Below are 23,959 nucleotides of genomic sequence, written 5' to 3' on the forward strand. Positions count from 1 at the left end.
GGAGCTGCTGCTCCGGCCGGCCGGCGGCGTCTCAGGCCCGGAAGCCGCGCACGAACCGCTGCTGCACCGGCGTCTCCACCGCGCGCGGCCGGTACCGGGCCCGCACCCACGCGACCGCGTCGTCCGGCGGCACGCCGTCCATGACGGCGAGACAGGCCAGCGCCGTCCCGGTGCGCCCGATCCCGCCCCGGCACGCGACCTCCACCCGCTGCGCCCCGGCGCGGTCCCACGCCTCCCGCAGCGCCGACCGGAAGCCCGCCACGTCGCGCGGCACCCAGAAGTCGGCGGTGAACACCCAGCGGCGCTCCCACGGCACCCGCGGCGGACGCCGGCCCAGCAGGTAGACGCCGAACTCCGGCAGCTGCCCCGGCGGGACCCGGCCGCGCAGGCCCCGACCGCGCACCGTCCGCCCCGACGGGAGGGTCACCAGCCCCGGCGTCCCCGGCTCCCAGGTCTCGCCCACACCCCGACCGTAGGGGCGGCCCGGGCCGTGCGGCAGGGTGACGGTCGTGAGGCACACCGTCGCCGTCCCGATGCGCTGGTCCGACATGGACGCCTACCAGCACGTCAACAACGTCGCCTTCCTCGGTTACTTCGAGATGGCCCGCGTCGACCTGTTCTTCGACCACCCGACGCACGACGAGAAGACCGGGCTCCGCCGCGGCATCGTCGTCGCCTCGCACGAGATCGCCTACAAGCGGTCGGTGGTCTACGACGCCGAGCCGCTGCGGGTGGAGGTGTGGGTGTCCGACGTGCGCGCCGCGTCGTTCCGCTGCCACTACGAGCTGTTCGACCACGGCACGCTCGCCGTCACCGGCAGCACGCTGCTCGTGCCCGTCGACTTCGCGCTCAACCGCCCGCGCCGGCTCACCCCCGAGGAGAAGGACTTCCTCGCCCAGCACCACGACGACTGACGCCCCGCTCTCTCGCGATCAACCGGCCCGGTTCCTCGCGAGAATCCGGTCCGCTTTCGGCGCCGAAAGAGGGATGGCGGGGGGGGCGGCAAAGCGCGGGGGGGGGGCGAGGGGCGGGGCCGCCACGGGGGGCGCCCCGCCAAACCCCGCCACCCCCGCCGCTGACCCCCGGCTCCACCGGCTGCCGGTGGGGGCCCATATGTGGGCGCGGGTGCGCCCCCACCCCCCGGCGGGGGTGGTCAGCTGGGGAGGGCGACGATCCGGGGCACCGGCCGGTCGGCGCCCACCGGGGCACCGCGGCGGGCGGCCTCGGCGTCGTCCACCGGCCGGACGGCGGCGCCCTCGGCGACCTCACCACCGGTGAACACCGCCGCGTTGATCCCGCCCCGCGGCGCCAGCGGCTTGACCAGGGGGAACCCGGTGAGCCGCTCGAGGTGGGTACACGGCGGGCAGCGCTTGGTGCCGAACAGCAGCACCTCGCCGACCAGGAAGAACCGGCCGACGAGCGCGGGCAGGTCGATGCCGGTGGTGACGACGTTGCGCCGGGTCTGCCCGGGCGAGAGGTCCACGCCGGCCAGCCGCGCCACCTCGGCGACGGCATCGGCGTCGATGAGCGTCACCTGCTTCTCCTGCACCGGGTACGCAGCCCACGTGCCACCGCCGAGGGCGTACCGGTCGCCCTCCAGCCCGACACCGGGCAGCGCCCGCACCGCCGGGCGCCGCACCATCGGCGCCGCCGCCCGCGGCGCCGTCCAGATCTCCCGCACCCGACCGGTCACGCCCGCATCCTCCGGCTCCGCGCCGGCGGCTCGTCGTCGGCCCCCCGCGCGTCCAGCGCCTCCGCCGTCGTGTGCGCCAGCTGCAGTACCTGCACCAGGAGCGCCGCGGCCAGGTCGGTCAGCCCGCGCACCCCGCGCGCGCTGCCGCCCCGGGCCGCCTGCGCCTCGCGCACCCGGTCGGCCCGCTCGGCGACCAGCGGGATGAACCGCAGCGTCATCGCGACCAGCAGCCCGATCCGCGCCGGTCGCACGCCGAGCACCCGCAGCGGCGCGCACAGCCACTCGACCACGGTCACCAGCTCGGTCACCCGGGACGTCGCGGTCACCACCGCCGCGGCCAGCACCAGCGCCAGCAGCCGCAGCACCACCAGCACCGCGCCGGCCAGGTCGCCCACCACCCAGGTGACCACGAACAGCGCCAGCAGCCACCAGCGCACGGTGCGCACCTGCCGGGCCAGCAGCGCTGCGGGCAGCCGGGCGCCGACGAGCCCGAGCAGCACCACCGCGACCAGGGCGGCCCCGGCGACGGGCACCCGCGGCACCGCGAACAGCAGCACGCTGAGCGCCACCAGGGCCAGCAGCTTCGCGCCGGCGGGGGAGCGGTGCACCCGGCTGGCGCCCGGCACGTACAGCGCGAGCGTGCTCACCCCGCAGTCCCCGCGGAGCCGTGGAGCGCCGGCGGAGCGGCTTCGTGGGGTGGACTCACCGGTCGGCCATCAGCGCGCGGTAGGCGGCGATCGCGGGGGCGGGGGAGTCGTCGGCGACCACCCGGCCGCCGTCCACGACCAGCACCCGGTCGAACCCGTCGAGCAGGTCCAGCTGGTGGGTGACGACGACGACCGACTGGTCCAGCTCCTCGATCACCCGGGCCACCCGGCGGGCGTTGACCAGGTCCAGCAGCGTCGTCGGCTCGTCGAACACGATCCGGGCCGGCCGCATCACCAGCACCCCGGCGATCGCCAGCAGCTGCTTCTGCCCGCCGGACAGCAGGTGCGCCGGGTGGTCGGCGTGCCCGGCCAGCCCGTACCGCGCGAGCACCTCCGCGACCCGCTCGGCGCGCTCCGCCGCCGGCACGCCCAGGTTCTCCAGGCCGTAGGCGACGTCCTCGGCGACGGTGGGGTGCACGATCTGCGCGTCGGGGTCCTGGAACACGAACCCGACCCGCCGGCGGACGGCGCGCAGCTGGCTGCGGGTGTCCAGCCCGTCGACGAGCACCCGGCCCGCCGTCGGCACCACCAGGCCGTTGAGCAGCCGGGCGAAGGTGCTCTTGCCCGACCCGTTCGCGCCGACCACCCCGATCCGGCGCTCGGTGAGGTGCAGGTCCAGCCCGGCCAGCACGGTCCGCTCGCCGTAGGCGTGGCCCACCCCGGTCAGCTCGATGCCGCGCGCCGGGTCGGCGACGGCGGCCGGCTCCCGGGCGGCGCGCCGCGCCCTCACGAGGAGACCGGGGCCCGCCGCGGCCGCTCGATCACCGGGTAGGCGCGGCGCACCTGCACCGCGCACAGCGACGCGACGACGACCTTCACCGCGTCGCCGGGCAGGAAGGCGAACGAGCCGGTGAACGACTGCGCGAGCGTCACGTCGCCGGCGTACACGGCGACGAACGGGACACCGACGGCGTAGACGACGAGCACCCCGCCGAGCAGGTTGGCCAGCACCGCCCAGCCCAGGGTGAACCGCCGCCAGGCCAGCTCGGTGACCAGCCCGGTGACGAACGCGCCCAGCGGCCACGCGTATAGGTAGCCGGCCGACGGGCCGGCGAAGACGCTCAGGCCCCCGCTGCCGCTGGCCAGCAGCGGCAGCCCCACGGCGACGAGCACCAGGAACAGCAGCTGGGAGAGGAAGCCGCGCTTCGCGCCCAGCACCGACCCGGCGAGCATCACGCCCAGCGTCTGCGCGGTCACCGGCACCGGGCCGACGTTGATCGCGGGCACCAGGCCGAGCACCGCGGTGATCGCGGCGAACAGGGCGACGTAGCTCAGGTCCCGGGTCCTCACGTGCCGCGAAGCTACCGGAGCGCGATCGGCCGGTACCCGGCGGACGGCCGTCGACGACCGGTGGCGGAGGGTGTCGGCGCGCTCACCAGGGGATATGCGGGTCGGTTTGCCGGGCCCTGCGGGGACGTGTTGTCTGGAGGTCCTGAGCCCTACGGCGAAGGCGGAACGAGGCATGGCAAGCGGGTGGTGGGCGTCGCTGTGGCGGGGGCGGCCCGAGCCGCAGGACCCCGCTCCGGGGGCGGTGCGCGCACTCCCCCCGGAGCGCGTTGAGGACTCCCCGCCCGCGCTGCCCGAGCCGCCGCCCGCCGTCGGCCAGGACACCCCGGAGCCCGGGCCCCCGAGCCCGGCCGGGGCCCAGCCCGAACCGGTGCGCAGCACCCCGCTGCGCCCCTTCCCGGAAACGACAGGAGCACTCACCGTGGCACAGCTCGACAACGTCATCGCCGACCTGCTCGCGATCGAGGGCGCCAACGGCGCCGCCATCGTCGACATCGACAGCGGGATGGCCCTGGCCGTCGGCGGCACCCCGGGCTTCGACCTGAACGTCGCCGCTGCGGGCAACTCCAACGTGATCCGCGCCAAGCTGCGCACGATCAGCGACCTGGAGCTCAAGGACGAGATCGAGGACATCCTGATCACGCTCGAGAGCCAGTACCACCTGATCAACGTGCTCAAGGGCCAAGGCAACGCCGGCCTGTTCATCTACCTCGTGCTCAACCGCACGACCGCCAACCTCGCGCTGGCCCGGCACAAGCTCCGGTCGGTCGCCGGCAACGTGTCCGTCTGACCGACGACCCCGCGGCGGTGCCCGCACCGGACGACGTCCGGCGCGGGCACCGCCTCAGGCGGCGTTCGCCGCCTCGAGGATCCGTTCCCGGACGCCGCCGGCGTCCAGCGTGCCGGTGTCGATCCAGTCGGTGACCCGGCCGCCGGCCACCACGCCCACCCGGTCGCAGCACTCGGCGAGCTCGTCGGGGTCGACCGACACGACGACCACCGACGTGCCCCGCGCGGTCGCGTCGTCCAGCATCCGGCGCACCTGCTGCCGGGCGCGGACGTCGAGGCCCCGGGTGGGCTCGTGCAGGACGACGACGTCGCGCGCCGAGGACTCCAACCAGCGGGCCAGCGCCAGCTTGTGCTGGTCGCCCCCGGACAGCGCGCCGACCGCGGTGCGGATGCTCAGCGTCTTGACGTCCATCTGGTGCACCGTGCGGATCACCCCGCGCAGCGTGGCGATCTCCTTGCGCAGGTCGGTCAGCGCGCCCCACCGCTCCTGGCTGAGCGTCCGGACGATCGTCTCCCCGGGGTCCACGCCGTAGGCGTCCTCGTCCGGGCGGTACGCCGGCAGCCGCAGACCGTCGTCGGTGTCGCCGGCCAGCAGCCGGGGCTCGCCGTGCAGCAGCAGCTCGTCGCTGACCGCCGGCAGGTCGCCCGCCAGCGCGGCGGCGATCTCCTGGACGCCGGACGAGCGGTGCCCGGTCAGCCCGACCACCTCGCCGCGGTGCACCAGCAGGTCGACGCCCGCGACGGAGCCGGGCACCCGCAGGTTGCTCACCTGCAGCGCGACCTCCTCGGCCGGCGCGGGCCGCGGGGCGGGGACGACGGCGTCGGCGTCCGCGGCGACCGTGTCGCCCTCGGGGGCCGCCGGGCGCGGGGCCGCGCGGGGCGCGGGCGCGGGCACCGGCTCGCCGACGGTCTCGACCGCCAGCCGGACCGGGTCGAGCGCGGCCGCAGGGCGGTCCAGGGCGATCCGGCCGTCGCGCAGCACCAGCACCCGGTCCACGACCTCGAGCATCTCGGGCAGCCGGTGGCTGATGTAGAGCAGGCCGCGCCCCTCGCGGCTGAGCCGGCCGGCCACCGAGTGCAGCCCGGCGACCTCCCCGGGCAGCAGCGCCGCGGAGACCTCGTCGAGCACCACCAGGTCGGTGTCCTCGGCCAGCACCCGGGCGATCTCGACCAGCCCGTGCACGAAGTGCGGCAGCTCGCCCACCCGGGTGTCCGGGTCGACGTCGGGGGCGATCTCCGCCAGCAGGGCGCGGGCCGGGTCGCGCAGCTCCGCGTGCGGGGCGCCGGCCTGCGGCGTGCCGCGGAACACCGCCTGCGCGACGGTCAGCTCGGGGGAGATGCGGACCAGCTGCTCGACCACGCCGACCCCGAGGTGGCGGGCGTCCGCGGCCGACAGCGGCGCGTACGGGTGGCCCTTGAGCGTCATCGTGCCGCCGTCCGCCGCGGTGATGCCGGCGAGGACGTCCCCGAGCGTCGACTTCCCCGCGCCGTTGGTGCCGGCGAGCCCGACGATCTCGCCGGCCCCGACGGTGAAGGTCACGCCCCGGAGGACGCGACGGGCGCCGAACGACTTCGTCAGGCCGTCGACCTGCAGCACCGTCATGGCGCGGTTGACCTCCTCGGAGAAGTGCTCCGACCCGGGTCGGCGGACGAGCACCTCAGCGCTGGACACGACGCTGGGTCACCGGTCGGATGCTACCCGCGGTCGGCATGGTCACCCCCCGGCCGGGCGTGCCGCTCACGGGACCAGCCACACCGCGGCGTCGACGGGCAGCGTGCCGCCGTCCACCGGGCTGCTGGCCAGCAGCACCTGGCCCTCGGGCACCGGGACCGGCTCCGCGGACAGGTTGACCAGGCAGACCAGCCCGCCGGGCCGGCGGAACGCCAGGCAGCCCTCCGGCGCCGGGACCCACTCCAGCTCCTCGCCCCGGAACGCGGGGGAGGACGAGCGCAGGCCCAGCGCGGCCCGGTACAGCGACAGCATCGAGCCGGGGTCGGCGTCCTGGGCGGCCGCGGTGAGCGGACCCCAGCCGGCCGGCATCGGCAACCAGGTGTGCGCTGCCGTGGAGAAGCCGTACGGAGGCTCGTCACCGGACCAGGGCAGCGGCACCCGGCACCCGTCGCGGCCGCGCTCGGTGTGCCCGGACCGCTCCCAGATCGGGTCCTGCAGCGCCTCGTCGGGCAGGTCGACGTCGGGCATGCCGAGCTCGTCGCCGTTGTAGACGTAGGCGACGCCGGGGAGCGCCAGCTGCAGCAGCGCGGCGGCCCGCGCGCGGCGGGTGCCCTGCTCGCCGCCGCCGTAGCGGGTGACGTGCCGCGGCCGGTCGTGGTTGGACAGCACCCAGCAGGCAGGCGCCGGGGTGGGGGCCACGGTGGCCAGCGAGTGCTCGACCGCCGAGCGCAGCTCCGCGGCGTCCCAGTCGGCCGTCAGCAGCTTGAAGTTGAAGGCCAGGTGCAGCTCGTCGGGGCGGATGTAGGAGGCCAGCCGCTCGTCGTCGAACACCCACACCTCGCCGACCGCCATCCGGTCGGGGTACTCGTCCAGCACCGCGCGCACCCGGCGGTGCAGCGCGTGCACGTGGTCCTGGTCGAAGCGCAGGTCACCGGGGCCGTCGTCGGCGAACAGGCCGGTGTCCTCCGCGGGGACCATGTCCGGCAGGCCCGGCGGCTTGGCCATCCCGTGGGCGACGTCGATGCGGAAGCCGTCGACGCCCCGGTCCAGCCAGAAGCGCAACGTCTCCTCGAGGTCGGCGACCACCTCGGGGTGGGTGTAGTCGAGGTCGGGCTGCTCGGGGGCGAACAGGTGCAGGTACCACTGGCCGTCGGGCACCCGGCTCCAGGCCGGGCCGCCGAACACCGAGGGCCAGTTGTTCGGCGGCTCGTCGCCGTGCGGGCCCAGCCCGTCGCGGAAGAAGTACCGGGCGCGGGCCGGCGAACCGGGCGGGGCGGCCAGCGCCTCCTGGAACCACTCGTGCTCGTGCGAGCTGTGGTTGGGCACCAGGTCGACGGTCACCCGGATGCCCAGCTCGTGCGCGTCGGCGAGCAGCGCGTCGAAGCCGGCCAGGTCGCCGAACGCCGGCTCGACGTCCCGGGGGTCGGCGACGTCGTAGCCGTGGTCGGCCATCGGCGACGGGTAGAACGGCGTGATCCACAGCGCGTCGATCCCCAGCGCCCGCAGGTACGGCAGCCGGTCGCGGATGCCGGCGAGATCGCCGACACCGTCGCCGCTGCCGTCGGCGAAGCTGCGGATGTAGACCTGGTAGAAGACGGCGTCGCGCCACCAGTCGGGCGCGGGGACGGGCAGGTTCTCGCTCAGCGGGTGCTCCTCGGGCGGTGGAACCGGAGAACTCCATGACTGCCCCGGACCGGCCCGGCTCATGCAGGACTCAGGGGGCGAGCATGCCGCCGGAGTCGGCCGGCCACCGGTTCTGCATGCTGCGGGCGGCCATCTCCAGGTACCCCCACAGCGTGGCGTCCTGCTCAGGGGTCAGCTCGAGGGAGTCGACGGCCTCGCGCATGTGCCGCAGCCACGCGTCGCGGGCCGCCTCGTCGATGGCGAACGGGGCGTGCCGCATCCGCAGCCGCGGGTGACCGCGGTTCTCCGAGTAGGTGCGCGGGCCGCCCCAGTACTGCTCGAGGAACATCCGCAGCCGGGTCTCCGCCCCCTCCCAGTCGTCGGCGGGGTACATCGGCCGCAGCACCGGGTCCTCGCGCACGCCGGCGTAGAACCGCGCGACGAGGGTCCGGAAGGTGGCCTCGCCACCCACCTCGGCGTAGAAGGTGTCCGCCGCCGTCTCGCTCATGCCCCTGATCGTCCCTCAGCCTCGGCCGGTGCGGGCACGGGCCCGGGGTCGGCTGCGTCACGGCCGGCCGGCGTCAGGCCGCTGCGGGCCAGCACCACCAGCGGCCGGGCGGCGACCAGCAGGCCCAGCGCGCCGGCGCCGGCCACCACCGTGCTGGGCGACCAGACCTGCGCGGCGACCCCGGCGAGCAGCGCGCCCAGGCCCTGCACGCCCCACAGGCCGGCGATCGCCACGCCGATCGCCCGGCCGCGCAGCTCCGCCGGCACCGACTGCACGTAGGCCACGTTGAGCGGGATCGTGCACGCCGCACCCAGCCCACCGGCGAACAGCACCGCCACGGTCAGCGGCAGGCCCGCGGCGCCGTCGCCGAGCAGCCGCGCGACGACGCCCGCGGCCAGCACCCCGCCCAGCGACAGCAGCACCAGCGGCGTGACCAGCCGGTCGCGCAGCCGCGGGGGGACGAACCGGGCGAGCACCAGCCCGCCGAGCGTCGTCCCGGCGGGGTAGGCGGCCAGCAGCACACCGGTGCCGGTCGGCCCGCCGCCGAGCTCGTCGACCCAGGCCGCGGAGATGCCCTCGGGAGCGGTGCTGAACATCGCCGCCGTCCACACCAGGCCGGTGATCGCCAGCAGCCGGGACGAGCCGGCGACGAACCGCAGCCCGCTGACGGTGTCCTGCCACAGCGAGGGACGCACCTCGCGCACGGCCGGCGCGGGGCGCCGGCGCAGGCCGCGGGCCAGCCAGAGCGCGGAGACCACGAAGGTGGCGGCGTCCAGCAGCAGCGCGCCGGACGGCGACAGCCACACCAGCAGCGCCCCGCCGAGCAGGAACCCGACCAGCTGGGAGAGCTGCTGGGTGATGCCGGTGAGCGAGGTGGCCACCGCGTAGCGCTCGCCGTCGAGCACGTCGGCCATCAGCGCCGAGCGGGCCGACTCGAACGGTGGTGCGGCCACCGACACCAGCAGCAGCAGCGCCAGCAGCACCCACAGCGGCAGCCCGGGCACGGCCATGAGGGCGACCAGCACGGCCCGGACGAGGTCGCTGCCGATGAGCACCCGGTGCCGGGGCAGCCGGTCGGCCAGCGCGGAGAGCACCGGCCCGCCGACCAGCCAGGGCAGGTAGCTGATCGTGAACGTGATCGCCGACAGCAGCGCCGAGTCGGTGCGCTGGTAGACCGAGACGGTCAGCGCGACGCGGGCGAGCTCGTCGCCGACGGTGGACAGCAGGTACGACCCGAACAGCGGCCGGAACTCGCGGACGGCGAAGACCTGGCCGAAGGTCGCGGGTCGCTGCGCGGCGGGGCGGCTCAGCGGGCACCTGCGCCGAGGTCGGCGCCCAGCAGCGGCTGGGGCGTGCGGATGTCCTCGGCGACCAGCCGCTCCTGCAGCCGCTGCCGCAGCTCGCGGGCCACCCGCCACTGGTCGGCGTTGGTGGCGCGCACCTGCACGCGCAGCACCACCCCGGCCGCGGTGATCTGCTCGACGCCCAGCGACTCCGGCTCACCGAGCAGCGTGGGCGCCCACGCGGGGTCGGCGGCCATCGCGTCGGCGGTCTCCTGCAGCACGGTGCGGGCCCGCTCGAGGTCGGTGTCGGAGGCGACCGGCAGGTCGACGACCACCTGGGCGAAGCCCTGGCTCTTGTTGCCGACCCGCAGCACCTCGCCGTTGCGGACGTACCAGACGACGCCGTGCGCGTCCCGCAGCCGGGTGATGCGCAGCCCCACGGCCTCGACCGTCCCGCTGGCCGGCCCGAGGTCGACGACGTCCCCGACGCCGTACTGGTCCTCGAGGATGATCCCGATCCCGGCGATGAAGTCCTTGACCAGGTTCTGCGCGCCGAAGCCGAGGGCCACGCCGATCACCCCGGCGCTGGCGAGGATCGGCGCCAGGTTGATGCCCAGCTCCCCGAGGACCAGGACCACGGCGATCCCGGTCACGGCGAACGACGCGATGCTGCGCAGCACCGACCCGATCGCCTCGGCCCGCTGGGTGCGCCGGGCGGTGATCTGCTCGGCGGCCACCGGGTCCGCGCGCCGCTGCCGCCGGCGCCAGGGGCGCAGCACCGTCGGGACGGCGCCGGTGGCGGTGCGGTCGGTGAGCTTGCGGATTCCCCGGTGCAGCAGCAGCCGGACGGTGACCGCCAGCGCCACGATCAGCAGCACCCGCGCCGGGGTGCGGATGAGCGCGTCGGCGTTCGTCGACAGCCACTCGACGCCGGTGACGTCCCACACCCGGGCGCACAGCGACCCGGCGTCCTGCTGGACGCAGCTCGGCTCGGTGGACGACGCGGCCAGCTGCGTCAGGGCCCCGCTCATCGGGTGGCGCCTCCTGTCGTCGGCCCGGCGGTCGCCGGCAGCGTCAGTGGAGCGTGCCGCAGCCGTTCCGGTTCGTGTCGGTTTCGGGGCAGTGACGTGGCTCTCAGTGCTTGGACTGTAGCCCTGTGTACCGGGCCAGGAAGGCCAGCTGGTCCGCGGCGAGCCCCACGGTCCGGCTGACCGCCCGGGCGCCGTGGCCGACCGACAGCTCCCGGCGCAGCACGACCGGCGCCTCGGCGCTGGTGGCGTGCTGCAGCGCGGCGGCGAGCTTGCGGGCGTGCAGCGGGTCGACCCGGGTGTCGGACTCGAAGGTCGTGAACAGCACCGCGGGGTACGCGGTGCCCTCGACCACCCGGTGGTAGGGCGAGTAGCCCAGCAGCCAGCCCAGCTCGACCGGGTCGGCGGCGGTGCCGTACTCGTCGTTCCAGGTCCGGCCCAGCCCGAACAGCTCGTAGCGGACCATGTCCAGCAGCGGCGCGCTGCACACGACCGCGGCCACCAGGTCGGGGTGCTGGGTGGTCATCGCACCGACCAGCAGCCCGCCGTTGGAGCCGCCCATCACCGCCAGCTGCGCGGGCGTCGTCCAGCCCTCGGCGACCAGGTGCCCGGCCGCGGCGGCGAAGTCGTCGAACACGTTCTGCTTGCGCTCGCGCATGCCGGCCCGGTGCCACTCCTCGCCGTGCTCCGACCCGCCGCGCAGGTTGGCCACCACCCACACCCCGCCGGCGGCGACCCAGGCCAGCGCCTGCGCCGAGTAGGCCGGGGTGAGGGAGACGTTGAAGCCGCCGTAGCCGTAGAGCACGGTCGGGCGCGGGGTGCCGGGGGTGCCGCCGGCGGACAGGACGAACAGGTGCACCGGGGTGCCGTCGGCGGAGGTCGCGTGCGTCTCGACCACCCGCACGTCGGGCACCTCCCCGGCGACCGGGGCCTGCTCGTAGGACTCCAGGCCGGCCGGGTCGGCGGCGTCCCAGCGCAGCACCGAGGGCGGCGTGGCGTAGTCGGTGTACCCGACCCACGCGGTGGTTCCGCCCTCGGGCGGGGCGCTCACGCCCGAGACCGACCCGGGCCGCAGCGCGGTCACGTCGGCGAGCCGCCCGGAGCCGTCCGCGGCCCAGACCGACAACCGGTCGGTGGCGTCGACGGCGTGCACGGCCAGCACCCGCAGGTCGCCCTCGGGACCGTCGACGAGCGCCACGTCGGACAGCACGCCGTCGGGGGACTCGGCGATCACCCCCCGCCACGCCGCCGGCGCCCAGGTGGCCGGGTCGGCGGGGTCGGCGACGGCCAGCCGGCTGCGCGGCGCGTCGCGGTCGGTGTGCAGCCACAGCCGGCCGTCCCGGGCCACCCAAGCGGTCAGCTGGGCGTCGACGCCCACCTGCAGCGGCCGCAGCTCGCCGTCCCCGGCCAGGTCGGCCAGCCACACGTCGTCGCGCGGCGCGGTGCCCACGGCGGCGGAGACGACCAGCCAGCGGCCGTCGGCGCTGGTGCGGGCACCGAAGTAGGTGGCCGGGTCGCTGCCCTCGCCGTGCACCAGCACGTCGGTGGCCGGGTCCGCGCCGACCCGATGGCGCCACACCCGGCGGTGGAACTGCTCCTCGCCGGCCGGCACCAGGTCCGGCGCGAGCCGGCGCACGTAGAACAGCTCCTCACCGCCGGGCAGCCAGGCGACGGGGGAGTAGCGGCAGCGGTCGACCGGCCCGTCCAGCACCTCGCCGGTGGCGACGTCCAGCACGTACAGCCGCGACTCCTCGTCGCCCCCGGTGGACAGCTGGTAGGCCAGCCGGTCGCCCTCCCAGGACGGTGACCAGGCGTCGAGCGTGGTGGTGCCCGCGGGGTCGAGCGCCGTCGGGTCGACGAGCACCCGCACGGTGCCGTCGGGCTCGGTGACGCGCAGGACCGCGTGCTCCTGCCCCGGGTCGCGGCGGGTGGAGAACGCCCGGCCGGCCCGCCACACCGGGATGCCGACGGCGCCGGCGTGCACCAGCTGCTCCATCCGGGCGGCGAACGCCGCGCGCTCCGGCAGCCCGGCCAGCAGGTCGGCGGCCAGCGCGTCCTGGGCCTGCGCCCATGCCACGGTGCGGGGGTCGTCGGCGTCCTCGAGCCAGCGGTAGGGATCGGCGACCGGGGAACCGTGCAGGTCCTCCACCAGGTCCAGACGGGGGGCGTCGGGGTAGCGCACCCGGCGACGGTAGCGGGGGCCGCCGACGTTCCTGGTTGCCGAGGTCGGGGTGGATGTGGGCAGGATGGACCCGTCCTCGGTCTCCCGAAGCCGTCGGGAGCGCCCGGGGGACACGGAGGTGTCCCGTGCAGCTCACCGCTCCGGGGTCGACCGCGCCGGGCCAGCCGGGCCCGCGCACCGACCCGTCCGCCGGTCCGCGCGCGCCCGTCCCGGCGTCCGTCACGACCGCCGCCACCCTGCTGCTCAACGCCACCTACGAGCCCTTGTGCGTGGTCTCCAGCCGTCGCGCGATCGTGCTCGTGCTGGCCGACAAGGCCGAGCTGGTCGACGTCACCGACGCGCTCGTGCACGCCGAGCGGCTCAGCCTCGCCGTCCCGATCGTGGTGCGCCTGACCCGCTACGTGCGGGTGCCGTACCCGGTGTCGGTGCCGCTGTCGCGCCGGGCGGTGTTCACCCGCGACGCGCAGACCTGCGTGTACTGCGGGGCGTCGGCGACCAGCATCGACCACGTGGTGCCGCGCAGCCGCGGCGGCACCCACACCTGGGACAACGTGGTGGCGGCCTGCCGGCGGTGCAACCACACCAAGGCGGACCGCTCGCTGGCCGAGATGGGCTGGACGCTCCCGCACCCGCCGCGCGCCCCCAGCGGCGCCGCCTGGCGGCTGCTCGGGCACCGGACCGTCGACCCGCGCTGGCGCAGCTGGCTGGGGATGCCCGACGCGCTGACGGCCTGAGCCCTCAGCGGCGCCAGAACAGGTGGTGCACCACCGCGCTGGGGCTGGGGACGACGTCGTGGTGGAACCGGTCGTCCAGCTCGTCCGGCGACTGCCACAGCCGGGTGCCGGCGCCCAGCTGCACCGGAGCGACCGCCACGTGCAGCGTGTCGACCAGGTCGGCGTCGAGGAACTCCCGGACGACGGTGGCCCCGCCGCCGAGCCGGACGTCGCGGCCCTGCGCGGCTGCCCGCGCCTGCGCCAGCACGTCCGCGGGCTGGCCGCCGACGAAGTGGAACGTGGTGTCCGACAGCGTGAACGACGGCCGCGGGTGGTGGGTCAGCACGAACACCGGGGTGTGGAACGGCGGCTCGTTCCCCCACCAGCCCTGCCAGTCGGTGTCGGTCCACGGACCCCGCTGCGGGCCGAACTTGTTGCGGCCCATGATCTCCGCGCCGATGCCGTGGGCGAAGTCGCGGGTGAGGTAGTCGTCGAGGCCGCGGCTGCCACCCCCGCCCGAGCGGTTCGGGAAGCTCGCCGTCGCGAGCGCCCAGGCCATCAGCTCACGGGGGTCGGCGTGCCCGAACGGGCGCTCCAGGCTCTGGCCCTCCCCGGCGCCGAAGCCGTCGCTCGAGACGGTGAAGTTCTGGACTCGCAGCAGCTGGGTCACGCGGTTCCTCCTGGTCGGTCGGTCACCGGGTCAGACCGCCCGGGGCCGCGGAACTCATCGCCGTTCAGGTCACCCGGCTGCGCTCGGTCGGGTAGGCCTCGTGCGACCGCTCGGTGAGCACGGTGCGCAGCCGGTCCATCGCGTCCCAGACGTCGACGAACCGGGTGTACAGCGGCGCGGGCCCCAGCCGCAGCCGGTCCGGCGTCCGGTAGTCGGGGACGACGCCGCGGTCGATGAGCGCCTGGGTCAGCTGCCAGGCGGCCGGGTGCGCCAGGCTGACGTGCGAGCCGCGCCGGGCAGGGTCCCGCGGCGAGGCGACCGTGACGCCGTGCGCGGCGAGCCACTCGTCGGCCAGGGCCACGACCAGCTCGGTCAGCGCCCGGCCCTTGGTGGCCAGCCGCTCGATGCCCGCCTCCGCGGTCAGCCGCGCGCCGACCTCGACCGCCGCCATCGCGAGCACCGGCGGGGTGCCCACGGCGAACCGGTCGACGCCGTCCGCCGGGTCGTACGCCGGGCCCATCGCGAACTGGTCGCGCTGGCCGAACCAGCCCCAGATCGGCTGGCGCAGCTGCTCCTGCAGCTCCTGCCGGACGTAGAGGAACGCCGGCGCCCCGGGGCCGCCGTTGAGGTACTTGTACGTGCAGCCGACGGCGAGGTCGGCGCCGGTCGCGGTGAGGTCGGCGGGCACCGCGCCGGCGCCGTGGCTGAGGTCCCAGACCACGAGCGCGCCGGCCTCGCGGGCCAGCCGGGTCACCGCCGCGACGTCGACCAGCGCGCCGGACCGGTAGGCGACCTGCGACAGGACGACGGCCGCCACCCGCTCGTCGAGCGCCGCGGCGAGCACGTCGAGGTCGAGCCCCTCGTCGACGTGCGCCTCCACCTCGCGCACCGTCATGCCGCGCGCCTGCGCGACCCCGGCGACGACGAAGCGGTCGGTGGGGAAGTCGTCGGCGCAGCAGACCAGCACGTCGCGGCCGGGCCGGGCGTCCGCGGCGGCGACCACCAGCTTGTACAGGTCGACGCTGGTGGAGTCGGCCACCAGCACCTCGCCCGGCCGCGCACCGAGGGCACCCGCCGCGAGCACGTCGCCGATCCGCCGGGACTGCTCGATCCACGAGCTCCACGAGCCCACCAGCCCGCGCCCCCACTCCTGCTCGACCACCCGGGCCACCGCGGCCGGGGTCTCGACCGGCAGCCGGCCCAGCGAGTTGCCGTCGAGGTACAGCAACCGGTCGGGGCCGTCGTCGGCGGTGCCGGTGAAGCGGGCCCGGAACCCGGCGAGCGGGTCGGCGTCGTCGGCGGCGACGGCAGCGGCGCGGGAGGTGTCCACGCAGGCATCCTGCCTGGTGGTCCGGACGCTTCCGGGGCGGCGGGTCCACCGCTAGCGTCCGGCGTCGTGACCGGCACCCAGCTGCACGAACTGACCGCGCTCGAGCAGGCGGCCGCCGTCCGCGCGGGCGAGGTCAGCGCCACCGAGCTCGTCGAGCACGCGCTGGCCCGCGTCGCGGCGCTCGACGCCGGCCTCGGCGCCTTCCTGACCGTGACACCCGAGCCGGCGCTGGCCGCGGCCGCGCGGGCGGACCGGGCGGTCGCCGAGGGGACCGACCTGCCGCCGCTGCACGGCGTGCCGACCGCGGTCAAGGACCTCAACAACACCGCCGGGGTGCGGACGACGTTCGGCTCGGCGGTGCTCACCGACCTGGTGCCCGACGTCGACGACGCGGTGGTCGCCAAGCTGGCTGCGGCCGGCACGATCAGCATCGGCAAGACGAACACCCCGGAGTTCGGCTTCCCCTGCTACACCGACAACGACCTGGTCGGCCCCGCCCGCTGCCCCTGGGACCCGAGCCGGCTGGCCGGGGGCTCCAGCGGGGGAGCGGCGGTCGCCGTCGCCGCCGGGATGGTGCCGTTCGCGCAGGGCTCGGACGGCGGCGGCTCGATCCGCATCCCCGCCGGCATCAACGGGCTGTTCGGCATCAAGCCCAGCCGCGGCCGGGTGAGCAACGGTCCCTACGCCTCCGAGGTCACCGCGCTGGGCGTGCAGGGGCCGCTGGCGCGCACGGTGCGCGACGCCGCCGCGATGCTCGACGCGATGGCCGGCCCGGTGGTCGGCGACCCGTTCTGGGCGCCGCCGCTGCCGGCCGGCGAGACCTTCCTGGCCGCCGCCGACCGCCCGGTCGGCCGGCTGCGGATCGGCCGCTACCTGGACTCCGGCATGCCCGGCGCGGACGTCGACCCGGAGGTGCGCGCCGCGTTCGCCGACGCCACCGACCTGCTCGCCGGGCTCGGGCACGAGATCGAGGACCTGCCCACCCCGCCCCTCACCGAGGGCGTCTTCGAGGCGTTCGAGGTGGTGTGGGCGCTGTCGGCGACCACGCTGCCGGTCCCCGAGGCGGCCGTGCCCCGGCTGCGGCCGCTCACCCGGTTCCTCCGTGAGCGGGGCCTGGCGCTGTCGGCCCGCGACGCGATGCAGGCGATGTTCACGCTGCGGCTGTTCGCCCGCCGCTTCCTCGCGGCCACCAGCGGATACGACGTGCTGCTCGCCCCGATCTGCACCCTCCCCCCGCGGCCGGTGGGCTGGTTCGGCGAGGGCCCGGACGGCGACGGCGCCACGGACTTCGAGCGGCAGAAGCGCTACGCCGCGTTCCCCGCCGTCTACAACGTCACCGGGCAGCCGGCCGTGAGCGTGCCGCTGTGGTGGACCGCCGACGGGCTGCCGATCGGCACGATGCTGGTGGGCCGCCCGGCCGACGAGGTCACCCTCGTCGCGCTCGCCGCGCAGCTGGAGGACGCGCGACCCTGGGCGCACCGGCGTCCGCCCGTCTGGTGACCCCGGCTCGTCGGGCCGGTGATCGTCCGCCCCGGTAGATTGCGGCCATGCCGACCGAGGCCCTCCCGTGGTACGAGACCGTGCTGATCTACGCCGGGATCCCGCTGCTGCTGTTCCTGCTGCTGGCCGCCTGGACGCTGCTGCCGCACCGCAACCGTGACAAGACGGTGTACCGGCCCGGCCAGCCGTGGCAGCACGAGGCGATCTGGTACGAGCCGCACCCCGACGCCGCCGGCGTGCACGGTGCCGGCTCCCCGGCCGTCGCCGGCGGCCACGGTGAGCTCGAGGAGCACCCGGGCGCCGTCGCGGCAGCGCTGGCCCTGGGGGAGCGGCCGCACGAGGCCGAGCCCGCCGGCCCGCGCCGCACCGCCGCGGGCGGGGCGCGGGGCACCTGGTGACGACGTCGCTGGTGACGACGCGCGACCGCCGACCCACGACCGGAGGACCCCGAGCATGAGCACCGCGTACAGCCAGGAGCAGACCCGGGCGCACGACGAGCCCAGCGCCACCCAGGACACCGCGGGCAGCGTCGTCGACGAGCAGAACCCCGGCCCGTTCAGCTACGCGGACCTCGCCCGGCTGGACGAGGCGCTGACCATGTCGTCCAAGGAGACGGGGCTGTGGTTCACCCTCTACCTCGGCGACCTGGGCAGCGACACCCGCGCCACCGCGGAGGGCCTGCACGCCCGCTCCGGTGCCGACACCACCCACGCCGTCCTGGTGGCGCTCTCGCCCGGGCAGCGGGTGCTGGAGATCGTCACCGGCTCCGCCGCCGCCCGCCGGCTGCCCGACCGGGCCTGCGCGCTGGCGGTCCTGTCGATGACCACCCGGCTCGCCCACGGCGACCTCGCCGGCGCGATCGTGCACGGGCTGCGCCAGCTGTCCGACAGCGCCGGCCACCCCGCCCGCCACTGACGAAGGGCCAGCGGCCCAGGACCCGTCGGGTCCTGGGCCGCTGGCGTTCACGGCATCAGGCGCCGGCCGCGGCGTCCCGCTCGCGGGCGCGCAGCGCCCGGGCCACCCCGTCGCGGCCCTCGCTCACCAGCCGCCGCAGCGGCGCCGGCTGGTCGCCCCGGGCCAGCCACGCGTCTGCGGCCTCGACCGTGCCGGTGCCGATGGCCTTCGGGAACAGGTACTCGACGGCGTTCTTCGCGATCTCGCCGGGCCGCCGCTCCCAGATCGCGTCGATGTCGGCGAAGTACCGCTCGACGTAGGGGGCGGTCAGCTCGGCCTGGGCCGGGTGCCAGAACCCGGCCACCATCGCCTCGTGCACGGCGTTCGGGATCGACTCGTCGGTGAACGCCCGCTCCCAGGTCTCCGCCTTGGACGCAGCGGTCGGCCGCAGCGCCCGGGCGGTGGCCGCCCGGCGCTCGCCGGTGGCGGTGGCGTCGCGCTCGGCCTCCGCGTCGATCTCCGCGTCGCCGGCCGCTCCGACGGCGACCAGCCCGTGCAGGAACGCCCAGCGGGCGTCGGCGTCCACGGCGAGCCCCTCGACCTGCAGCGAGCCGTCGAGCAGCCCGCGCAGCGCCGCGACGTGCTCGTCGCTGCGGGCGGCCGCGGCCAGCGTGCGGGACCACTGCAGCTGCGCATCGCTGCCGGGCTCGGCGGTCTGCAGCGCCGCGAGCGCCTTGTCGGCCAGCAGCGCCCAGCCGGTGGGCGCCCACGCCGGGTCGGCGAAGGACGCCAGCGCGGTCTGCACCCGCAGCAGCAGCGACTGCACGACGCTGATCTCGGTCTCCGCGTCGATGCCGGCCAGCACCAGCTGCACCCACTCGCGGGCCGCCAGCTCACCGTCGCGGGTCATGTCCCAGGCCGCCGACCAGCACAGCGCCCGGGGGAGCGAGTCGGGCAGCTCGCCGATCCGCTCCCGCAGGGTGGCCAGCGACCGCTCGTCCAGCCGCAGCTTGGCGTACGTGAGGTCGTCGTCGTTGACCAGCACGAGGTCCGCGGCCGGGTGGCCGACCAGCTCGGCGACCTCGGTGCGGGCGCCGTCGACGTCCAGCTCGACCCGGTGGGTGCGGGTGAGCCCGTCGGGCCCGGCGGTGTAGAGGCCGACGGCCAGCCGGTGCCGGCGCAGCACCGGGTGCTCGGCCACCGCGGTCTGCTCGATGGCGAAGGTCGCGTACCGGCCCTCGGCGTCGAGCTCGTAGACCGGGCGCAGGGTGTTCACCTGGCTGGTCTGCAGCCACTGCTCGGCCCAGGCCGACAGGTCGCGGCCGGTCGACTCCGACAGCGGGCCGAGCAGGTCGGCCAGCGTGGTGTTGCCGTACTCGTGCTTGCGGAAGTAGCGGCGGATCCCGGCGAGGAACTCGTCGCGGCCGACGTAGGCCACCAGCTGCTTGAGCACCGAGGCGCCCTTGGCGTAGGTGATCCCGTCGAAGTTCACCTCGACGGCGGCCACGTCGACCATGTCCGCGGCGATCGGGTGGGTCGAGGGCAGCTGGTCCTGCGCGTACGCCCACGCCTTCTCGGTGTTCGCGAACGTCGTCCAGGCGGTCGTGTACTGCGTCGCCTCGGCCTGGCACAGGGTGGAGATGTAGGTGGCGAAGGACTCGTTGAGCCACAGGTCGTCCCACCAGCGCATGGTCACCAGGTCGCCGAACCACATGTGCGCCAGCTCGTGGAGGATCGTCTCCGCGCGGCGCTCGTACCGGGCCCGGCTGGTCTTGGACCGGAAGACGTAGTCCTCCAGGATGGTGACCGCGCCGGCGTTCTCCATGGCGCCGGCGTTGAACTCCGGCACGAACAGCTGGTCGTACTTGTCGAACGGGTACGGGTAGTCGAACACCCGGTGGTAGAAGTCGAAGCCGGCCTTGGTGACGCCGAAGATCTCGTCGGGGTCGAGGTGCTGCGCCAGCGACGCCCGGCAGAAGATCCCCAGCGGGATGCCGTCGTGCAGGTCGGTGACCCGGGCGTAGGGGCCGGCGACCAGCGCCACCAGGTAGGTGGAGATCCGCTTGGTCGGGGCGAAGTGCACCAGCTGCGAGCCGCTCTCGCCCGCCTCCAGGGTGCGCTCGCCGCTGTTGCTGATGACCTGCCAGTCGAACGGCGCGGTGACGTGCAGCGTGAACGCGGCCTTCAGGTCGGGCTGGTCGAAGCAGGCGAACATCCGCTTGGCCTCGGCCGGCTCGAAGTGCGAGTACAGGTAGACCTGCTCGTCCTCCGGGTCCTGGAACCAGTGCAGGCCCTCGCCGGTGCGGGAGTAGCGGCAGTCGGCGTCGACGACGAGCTCGTTCTCGGCGGCCAGGTCGGGCAGCCGCAGGCCGCCCTCCTCCGTGTACCCGGAGACGTCGAGCTCGGTGCCGTTGAGCGTCGCGGACCGCACCTGCTCGGCGACCAGGTCGATGGAGGTCTCGGCGCCGGGGGTGGCGGCGGTGAACCGCACGGTGGTGACCGAGCGGAACGTCTCCTTCCCCGCGCGGCCGGAGCCGTCGGTGACGTCGAGGGACAGGTCGTAGCTGGAGACGCTCAGCAGCGCCGCGCGCGCGGCGGCATCGTCACGGGTCAGGTTCGGAACGGCCACCGCAGGAGCTTCCCACGCCGGTACGACAGCGCTCCGGTGGTGTGCCACCGGCCGGCGGTGGGAACACCTGGTCGCAGCGACGGCTTGTCGGGAGCGTCGAAGCCGGGGTGCGACCCCGGACCCCCTGGACGAGGAGCAGCAAGAGCATGACCGAGGCAGTGCAGAGCGCGCCGGTGAAGGCGCGCGTCGACTTCTGGTTCGACCCGCTGTGCCCGTGGGCCTGGCTCACCAGCCGGTGGGTGCTCGAGGCGGCCAAGGTCCGCGACATCGACCTGCACTGGCACGTGATGAGCCTGTCGGTCCTCAACCGCGGCCGGGACCTGCCCGAGGAGTACCGGGAGATGATGGCCCAGGCGATCGGCCCGGTGCGGGTGGCGATCGCCGCGCAGCAGCAGCACGGCGACGGCGTCCTCGGCGACCTGTACACCGCGATGGGCACCCTGCGGCACCACGAGGGCGTCGAGCTGCCCGACCTGGTCGCCCCGGCGCTGGAGCGCGTCGGGCTGCCCGCCGAGCTGGCCGAGGCGGCGTCGTCCACCGAGTACGACGAGGCGCTGGAGAAGAGCCACCACGCGGGCATGGACCCGGTCGGTGACGACGTCGGCACGCCGGTCATGCACATCGACGGGGTGGCCTTCTTCGGCCCGGTGATCAGCAAGGTGCCCACCGGTGAGGACGCCGGCAAGGCCTTCGACGGCGCCGTCCTGCTGGCCAACCTGCCGGACTTCTGGGAGCTCAAGCGCACCCGCACCGCCGGCCCGGACATGAGCTCGGTGCCCGCCGACGCCCTGGAGCTCCGCGGCACCCGCTGACGCGTGGCGGGAGGCGGGGCCACCCCGCCTCCCGCACCATGTCCCGGTGACCAAGACCCCGCACCGGCAGCGCATCTTCATCACCGGCGCGAGCGCCGGGCTCGGTCGGGGGCTGGCCCGCCGCTTCGCCGCCCAGGGGCGCGACCTCGCGCTCGTCGCCCGCCGGCGCGACCGGCTGGAGGAGCTGCGCGAGGACCTGCTCACCGCGCACCCCGGCATCCGGGTGGTCGTCGACTCCCTCGACGTCGACGACCCGGACGCGGTCGCGGAGACGGTGCCCCGGCTGGCCGCCGAGCTGGGCGGCGTCGACCGGTTCATCGCCAACGCCGGCATCGGCAAGGGCACCCCGGTCGGCAGCGGCCGGCCCGGCCCCAACCGCCGGGTGCTGGTCACCAACGTGCTGGGCACCCACGCCTGCTGCGAGGCCGCCGTCGAGCTGTTCCGCGCCCAGGGGCACGGGCACCTCGTCGTGCTCTCCTCGGTCGCCGGCGTGCGCGGGATGAGCGGCACCCGCACGGCGTACGCGACCAGCAAGGCCGCCGACGCGGTGCTCGCCGAGGGCATCCGCGCGGACCTGCAGGGCAGCCGCGCCACCCGCCGGATCCGGGTGACCACCATCCACCCCGGTTACATCGAGACCGACATCAACACCGGACGCCGCGGCTCGTTCACCATCGACCTGGCGACCGGGCTGACCGCGCTCGAGGCGGCCATCGAGCGGGAGCCGGTGCGCGCCTACGTGCCGGAGTGGCCGTGGCGCCCGGTCGCGGCGCTGCTGCGCGTCCTCCCGCTGCCGCTGGTCGCGCGGCTCACGTGAGGAAGGACCCCCTCGCCCCCCGCTGTTCGCACGCTCGCAGCGGGCCCCTGCGAGCGCGCCGTCAGGTGCTGGGCGGATCGAGGACCTGGCCCCGATCGCGGAGCCGGACGGCGACGAGGGCGACGTCGTCCTCGGGGCGGCCGTCCACCAGCCGCTCGACCACGGCGTCGCACAGCTCGGCCAGCGGCAGGGAGGCGAACTCGCGCAGCGCCCCCTCCAGCCGGGCGAGCCCGGTGTCCAGGTCGGTGTCCCGGCGCTCGATGAGCCCGTCGGTGTAGAAGAAGACAGTGGCGTCGCGGTCCAGCCGGGTCACCGTCTCGGTGCGCGGCGCGGCCGGGTCGACGCCCAGCAGCAGGTCCGAGCGCCAGCCGGCCAGGGCGCGCACGGTGCCGTCGGGGTCGATCGCCAGCGGCGGCGGGTGGCCGGCGTTGGACCAGCGCATCCGGGTGACGCCGCGGGCCCGCTCGTCGTCGTCCTGCTCGAAGCGGGCCACGGCCGCGGTCGCGAGGGTGCCGACGGCCAGCACGTCCATCGCCCGGTCCAGCCCGCCGAGCACCTCGGCCGGCCCGGCGTCGCTGTACACGGCGATGCCGCGCAGCAGGCTGCGCAGCTGGCCCATCGCGGCAGCGGCCGCGGTGTCGTGCCCGGCGACGTCGCCGATCACCACCATCGTGGTGCGGGCGGGCTGGATGAACGCGTCGTACCAGTCGCCACCGACCCGGGCCGCCTGGGCCGCCGGGAGGTAGCGGACCACGATCTCCGAGTGGTCCGGCTCCGGCGGGTCGGTGAGCAGGCTGCGCTGCAGGCCCTCGGCGAGCTGCCGCTGCGAGGTGAACAGCTGCGCGTTGTCCAGCGCGCTGCCCGCCCGGACGGCGATGTCGGCGGCGACCCGCAGCTCCTGCTCGGTCCACAGCGGCCGGTCGACGTCGCGGAACAGGCTGAGCAGACCGACGGTGCGCCCGCCGGCCAGCAGCGGCACCGCGGCGACCGACCCGGGGCGCAGCGCGGCGAGCTGCCGGCGCGCGTCCGGGGTGCGCACCAGCCGGTCCACCAGCGACCCGACGTGCTCGGCCCGGCCGTCGCCCAGGGTGACCACCCGGCCGGTGGTGGTGGCCCGCAGCGCCGGGGAGCCGGGGAGCAGCGACGGCACCCGGTTCCGCACGTACTGCTCCACGGACTCCTGCTGCGCCGGCTGGCCGTGCACCACGGCGAGGTCCTGCAGCGCGCCGCTGTCGGGCTCGTAGGAGCTGACCACCACCCAGTCGGCGAGCCGGGGGACCATCAGCCGGGCGAGCCGGCGGACACCCTCCCCGACGTCGAGGGTGGTGCTGAGCGCGGCGGCGGTCTCGGTGAGCAGGTCGAGCAGCTCGCGCGCCCGGGCGTCGTCGGAACCGTCGGGGGCCAGGTCGCGCCGCTCGGCGGTGATGTCGTGGAACTCGACGTCCAGGCCGGCCGGCACGCGCCGCACGGCCATCCGGTACCAGCGGTCGTGCGGCGGGTAGTACTGCTCGACGTCGACGGGCTCGCCGGTGGCCAGGGCGTGGCGGTAGGCCCGCTCCACGTCGGTGCCCAGCGTCAGCGGGTGCACCTCCCACTGGCTGCGCCCGAGCACGTCCTCGCCGCGCAGGCCGAGCATCTCCTCGGCGGCCCGGTTGAGGTACACCCACCGGAAGTCGTCGTCCATGCAGAGGAGCGGGTGGGCGGCGGACCACGCCCAGCGCGCGGCGCGCTGGGCGTCCTCCAACGGGTGCGGGGCACGGACCCGGTCGGGCACGGACGTCCTCTCGGGCGGGCGGCGGGGGAGCGAGCCTGCCGCTGGCCG

Annotated in this window: 23 protein-coding genes; 8 read left to right on the plus strand and 15 right to left on the minus strand. The window is 75.7% G+C overall.

Going from position 1 to position 23,959, the window contains the following annotated elements:
• Positions 1–31: 31 nt before the first annotated feature.
• On the minus strand, positions 32–463 hold the full coding sequence (locus AB0J00_RS10500) for a phosphatase (RefSeq protein WP_357743817.1): 432 nt from the start codon (positions 461–463) through the stop codon (positions 32–34).
• Positions 464–509: 46 nt separating this feature from the next.
• On the opposite strand from AB0J00_RS10500, the gene AB0J00_RS10505 reads away from it, so the two are divergent.
• Positions 510–914 carry a thioesterase family protein gene (locus AB0J00_RS10505; RefSeq protein WP_357743819.1) on the plus strand — a complete coding sequence of 135 codons (405 nt, stop codon included), beginning with the start codon at positions 510–512 and terminating at the stop codon, positions 912–914.
• A 239-nt stretch (positions 915–1,153) separates the two neighbouring features.
• On the opposite strand, the gene AB0J00_RS10510 is transcribed toward AB0J00_RS10505, so the two are convergent.
• The 4 genes from AB0J00_RS10510 to AB0J00_RS10525 are packed head-to-tail and all read right to left on the minus strand — an operon-like array spanning position 1,154 to position 3,690.
• Positions 1,154–1,693: an MOSC domain-containing protein gene (locus AB0J00_RS10510; protein WP_357743820.1), complete on the minus strand. Its 540-nt coding sequence runs from the start codon at positions 1,691–1,693 to the stop codon at positions 1,154–1,156.
• On the minus strand, positions 1,690–2,340 hold the full coding sequence (locus AB0J00_RS10515) for an energy-coupling factor transporter transmembrane component T (protein WP_357743822.1): 651 nt from the start codon (positions 2,338–2,340) through the stop codon (positions 1,690–1,692). The genes AB0J00_RS10510 and AB0J00_RS10515 overlap by 4 nt, the downstream gene beginning before the upstream one ends.
• A 55-nt stretch (positions 2,341–2,395) precedes the next feature.
• Entirely contained in the window at positions 2,396–3,130 is a 735-nt protein-coding gene (locus AB0J00_RS10520; RefSeq protein ID WP_357743824.1) for an ABC transporter ATP-binding protein, read from the minus strand.
• Positions 3,127–3,690: a biotin transporter BioY gene (locus tag AB0J00_RS10525; protein ID WP_357743826.1), complete on the minus strand. Its 564-nt coding sequence runs from the start codon at positions 3,688–3,690 to the stop codon at positions 3,127–3,129. Before AB0J00_RS10525 ends, AB0J00_RS10520 begins: the two co-directional genes overlap by 4 nt.
• A 418-nt stretch (positions 3,691–4,108) precedes the next feature.
• On the opposite strand from AB0J00_RS10525, the gene AB0J00_RS10530 reads away from it, so the two are divergent.
• Positions 4,109–4,477 carry a hypothetical protein gene (locus AB0J00_RS10530; protein ID WP_357743827.1) on the plus strand — a complete coding sequence of 123 codons (369 nt, stop codon included), beginning with the start codon at positions 4,109–4,111 and terminating at the stop codon, positions 4,475–4,477.
• Between the two features lie 54 nt (positions 4,478–4,531).
• Here AB0J00_RS10530 and AB0J00_RS10535 read toward each other — a convergent pair whose 3' ends face one another.
• The 6 genes from AB0J00_RS10535 to AB0J00_RS10560 all read right to left on the minus strand — a co-directional run bounded on the left by AB0J00_RS10535 (position 4,532) and on the right by AB0J00_RS10560 (position 12,772).
• Positions 4,532–6,148 carry an ATP-binding cassette domain-containing protein gene (locus tag AB0J00_RS10535; RefSeq protein ID WP_357743829.1) on the minus strand — a complete coding sequence of 539 codons (1,617 nt, stop codon included), beginning with the start codon at positions 6,146–6,148 and terminating at the stop codon, positions 4,532–4,534.
• Between the two features lie 66 nt (positions 6,149–6,214).
• Positions 6,215–7,855 carry a glycoside hydrolase family 13 protein gene (locus tag AB0J00_RS10540; RefSeq protein WP_357743831.1) on the minus strand — a complete coding sequence of 547 codons (1,641 nt, stop codon included), beginning with the start codon at positions 7,853–7,855 and terminating at the stop codon, positions 6,215–6,217.
• A 7-nt stretch (positions 7,856–7,862) separates the two neighbouring features.
• A complete protein-coding gene (locus AB0J00_RS10545; protein WP_357743832.1) occupies positions 7,863–8,279 on the minus strand; it encodes a globin in 417 nt (138 codons plus the stop codon).
• Positions 8,276–9,697 (minus strand): MFS transporter, encoded by a 1,422-nt coding sequence (locus tag AB0J00_RS10550; protein WP_357743833.1) that lies wholly within the window; start codon positions 9,695–9,697, stop codon positions 8,276–8,278. The genes AB0J00_RS10545 and AB0J00_RS10550 overlap by 4 nt, the downstream gene beginning before the upstream one ends.
• Complete coding sequence (locus AB0J00_RS10555; RefSeq protein WP_357743834.1) at positions 9,586–10,593, minus strand: mechanosensitive ion channel family protein; 1,008 nt, start codon at positions 10,591–10,593, stop codon at positions 9,586–9,588. Before AB0J00_RS10555 ends, AB0J00_RS10550 begins: the two co-directional genes overlap by 112 nt.
• A 103-nt stretch (positions 10,594–10,696) precedes the next feature.
• On the minus strand, positions 10,697–12,772 hold the full coding sequence (locus AB0J00_RS10560) for a prolyl oligopeptidase family serine peptidase (RefSeq protein ID WP_357743835.1): 2,076 nt from the start codon (positions 12,770–12,772) through the stop codon (positions 10,697–10,699).
• Positions 12,773–13,008: 236 nt separating this feature from the next.
• Here AB0J00_RS10560 and AB0J00_RS10565 point away from each other — a divergent pair, with 236 nt between their 5' ends.
• Entirely contained in the window at positions 13,009–13,506 is a 498-nt protein-coding gene (locus AB0J00_RS10565) for an HNH endonuclease (protein ID WP_357744299.1), read from the plus strand.
• A gap of 4 nt (positions 13,507–13,510) precedes the next feature.
• Here AB0J00_RS10565 and AB0J00_RS10570 read toward each other — a convergent pair whose 3' ends face one another.
• Together AB0J00_RS10570 and kynU are read right to left on the minus strand one after the other, a co-directional pair.
• Positions 13,511–14,155, minus strand: coding sequence for a dihydrofolate reductase family protein (locus AB0J00_RS10570; protein WP_357743837.1), 645 nt, complete (start codon positions 14,153–14,155; stop codon positions 13,511–13,513).
• A gap of 64 nt (positions 14,156–14,219) precedes the next feature.
• Positions 14,220–15,485, minus strand: a complete 1,266-nt coding sequence (gene kynU / locus AB0J00_RS10575) for a kynureninase (RefSeq protein ID WP_357743839.1) — start codon at positions 15,483–15,485, stop codon at positions 14,220–14,222.
• 66 nt (positions 15,486–15,551) lie between these two features.
• Here kynU and AB0J00_RS10580 point away from each other — a divergent pair, with 66 nt between their 5' ends.
• The 3 genes from AB0J00_RS10580 to AB0J00_RS10590 are packed head-to-tail and all read left to right on the plus strand — an operon-like array spanning position 15,552 to position 17,900.
• Positions 15,552–16,985: an amidase gene (locus tag AB0J00_RS10580; protein WP_357743841.1), complete on the plus strand. Its 1,434-nt coding sequence runs from the start codon at positions 15,552–15,554 to the stop codon at positions 16,983–16,985.
• A 47-nt stretch (positions 16,986–17,032) separates the two neighbouring features.
• Positions 17,033–17,383 (plus strand): hypothetical protein, encoded by a 351-nt coding sequence (locus AB0J00_RS10585; RefSeq protein WP_357743843.1) that lies wholly within the window; start codon positions 17,033–17,035, stop codon positions 17,381–17,383.
• Between the two features lie 55 nt (positions 17,384–17,438).
• Positions 17,439–17,900, plus strand: a complete 462-nt coding sequence (locus tag AB0J00_RS10590) for a DUF5130 family protein (RefSeq protein ID WP_357743845.1) — start codon at positions 17,439–17,441, stop codon at positions 17,898–17,900.
• Positions 17,901–17,955: 55 nt separating this feature from the next.
• On the opposite strand, the gene pepN is transcribed toward AB0J00_RS10590, so the two are convergent.
• Positions 17,956–20,508: an aminopeptidase N gene (pepN, locus tag AB0J00_RS10595; protein ID WP_357743847.1), complete on the minus strand. Its 2,553-nt coding sequence runs from the start codon at positions 20,506–20,508 to the stop codon at positions 17,956–17,958.
• A gap of 146 nt (positions 20,509–20,654) precedes the next feature.
• Here pepN and AB0J00_RS10600 point away from each other — a divergent pair, with 146 nt between their 5' ends.
• Together AB0J00_RS10600 and AB0J00_RS10605 are read left to right on the plus strand one after the other, a co-directional pair.
• On the plus strand, positions 20,655–21,320 hold the full coding sequence (locus tag AB0J00_RS10600; protein ID WP_357743848.1) for a DsbA family protein: 666 nt from the start codon (positions 20,655–20,657) through the stop codon (positions 21,318–21,320).
• 46 nt (positions 21,321–21,366) lie between these two features.
• A complete protein-coding gene (locus AB0J00_RS10605; RefSeq protein WP_357743850.1) occupies positions 21,367–22,137 on the plus strand; it encodes an SDR family oxidoreductase in 771 nt (256 codons plus the stop codon).
• Positions 22,138–22,198: 61 nt separating this feature from the next.
• On the opposite strand, the gene AB0J00_RS10610 is transcribed toward AB0J00_RS10605, so the two are convergent.
• Positions 22,199–23,911, minus strand: coding sequence for a SpoIIE family protein phosphatase (locus AB0J00_RS10610; protein ID WP_357743852.1), 1,713 nt, complete (start codon positions 23,909–23,911; stop codon positions 22,199–22,201).
• Between the last annotated feature and the right edge of the window lie 48 nt (positions 23,912–23,959).

Source organism: Modestobacter sp. NPDC049651 (assembly GCF_040659695.1).
Classification (GTDB): Bacteria; Actinomycetota; Actinomycetes; order Mycobacteriales; family Geodermatophilaceae; genus Modestobacter.

What these genes read in the sequence shown, in the direction of transcription:
- AB0J00_RS10540 (WP_357743831.1), bottom strand. Translation starts at nt 7,855, where the DNA reads ATGAGCCGGGCCGGTCCGGGGCAGTCATGGAGTTCTCCGGTTCCACCG.
- AB0J00_RS10585 (WP_357743843.1), top strand. Translation starts at nt 17,033, where the DNA reads ATGCCGACCGAGGCCCTCCCGTGGTACGAGACCGTGCTGATCTACGCC.
- AB0J00_RS10545 (WP_357743832.1), bottom strand. Translation starts at nt 8,279, where the DNA reads ATGAGCGAGACGGCGGCGGACACCTTCTACGCCGAGGTGGGTGGCGAG.
- AB0J00_RS10590 (WP_357743845.1), top strand. Translation starts at nt 17,439, where the DNA reads ATGAGCACCGCGTACAGCCAGGAGCAGACCCGGGCGCACGACGAGCCC.
- AB0J00_RS10600 (WP_357743848.1), top strand. Translation starts at nt 20,655, where the DNA reads ATGACCGAGGCAGTGCAGAGCGCGCCGGTGAAGGCGCGCGTCGACTTC.
- AB0J00_RS10555 (WP_357743834.1), bottom strand. Translation starts at nt 10,593, where the DNA reads ATGAGCGGGGCCCTGACGCAGCTGGCCGCGTCGTCCACCGAGCCGAGC.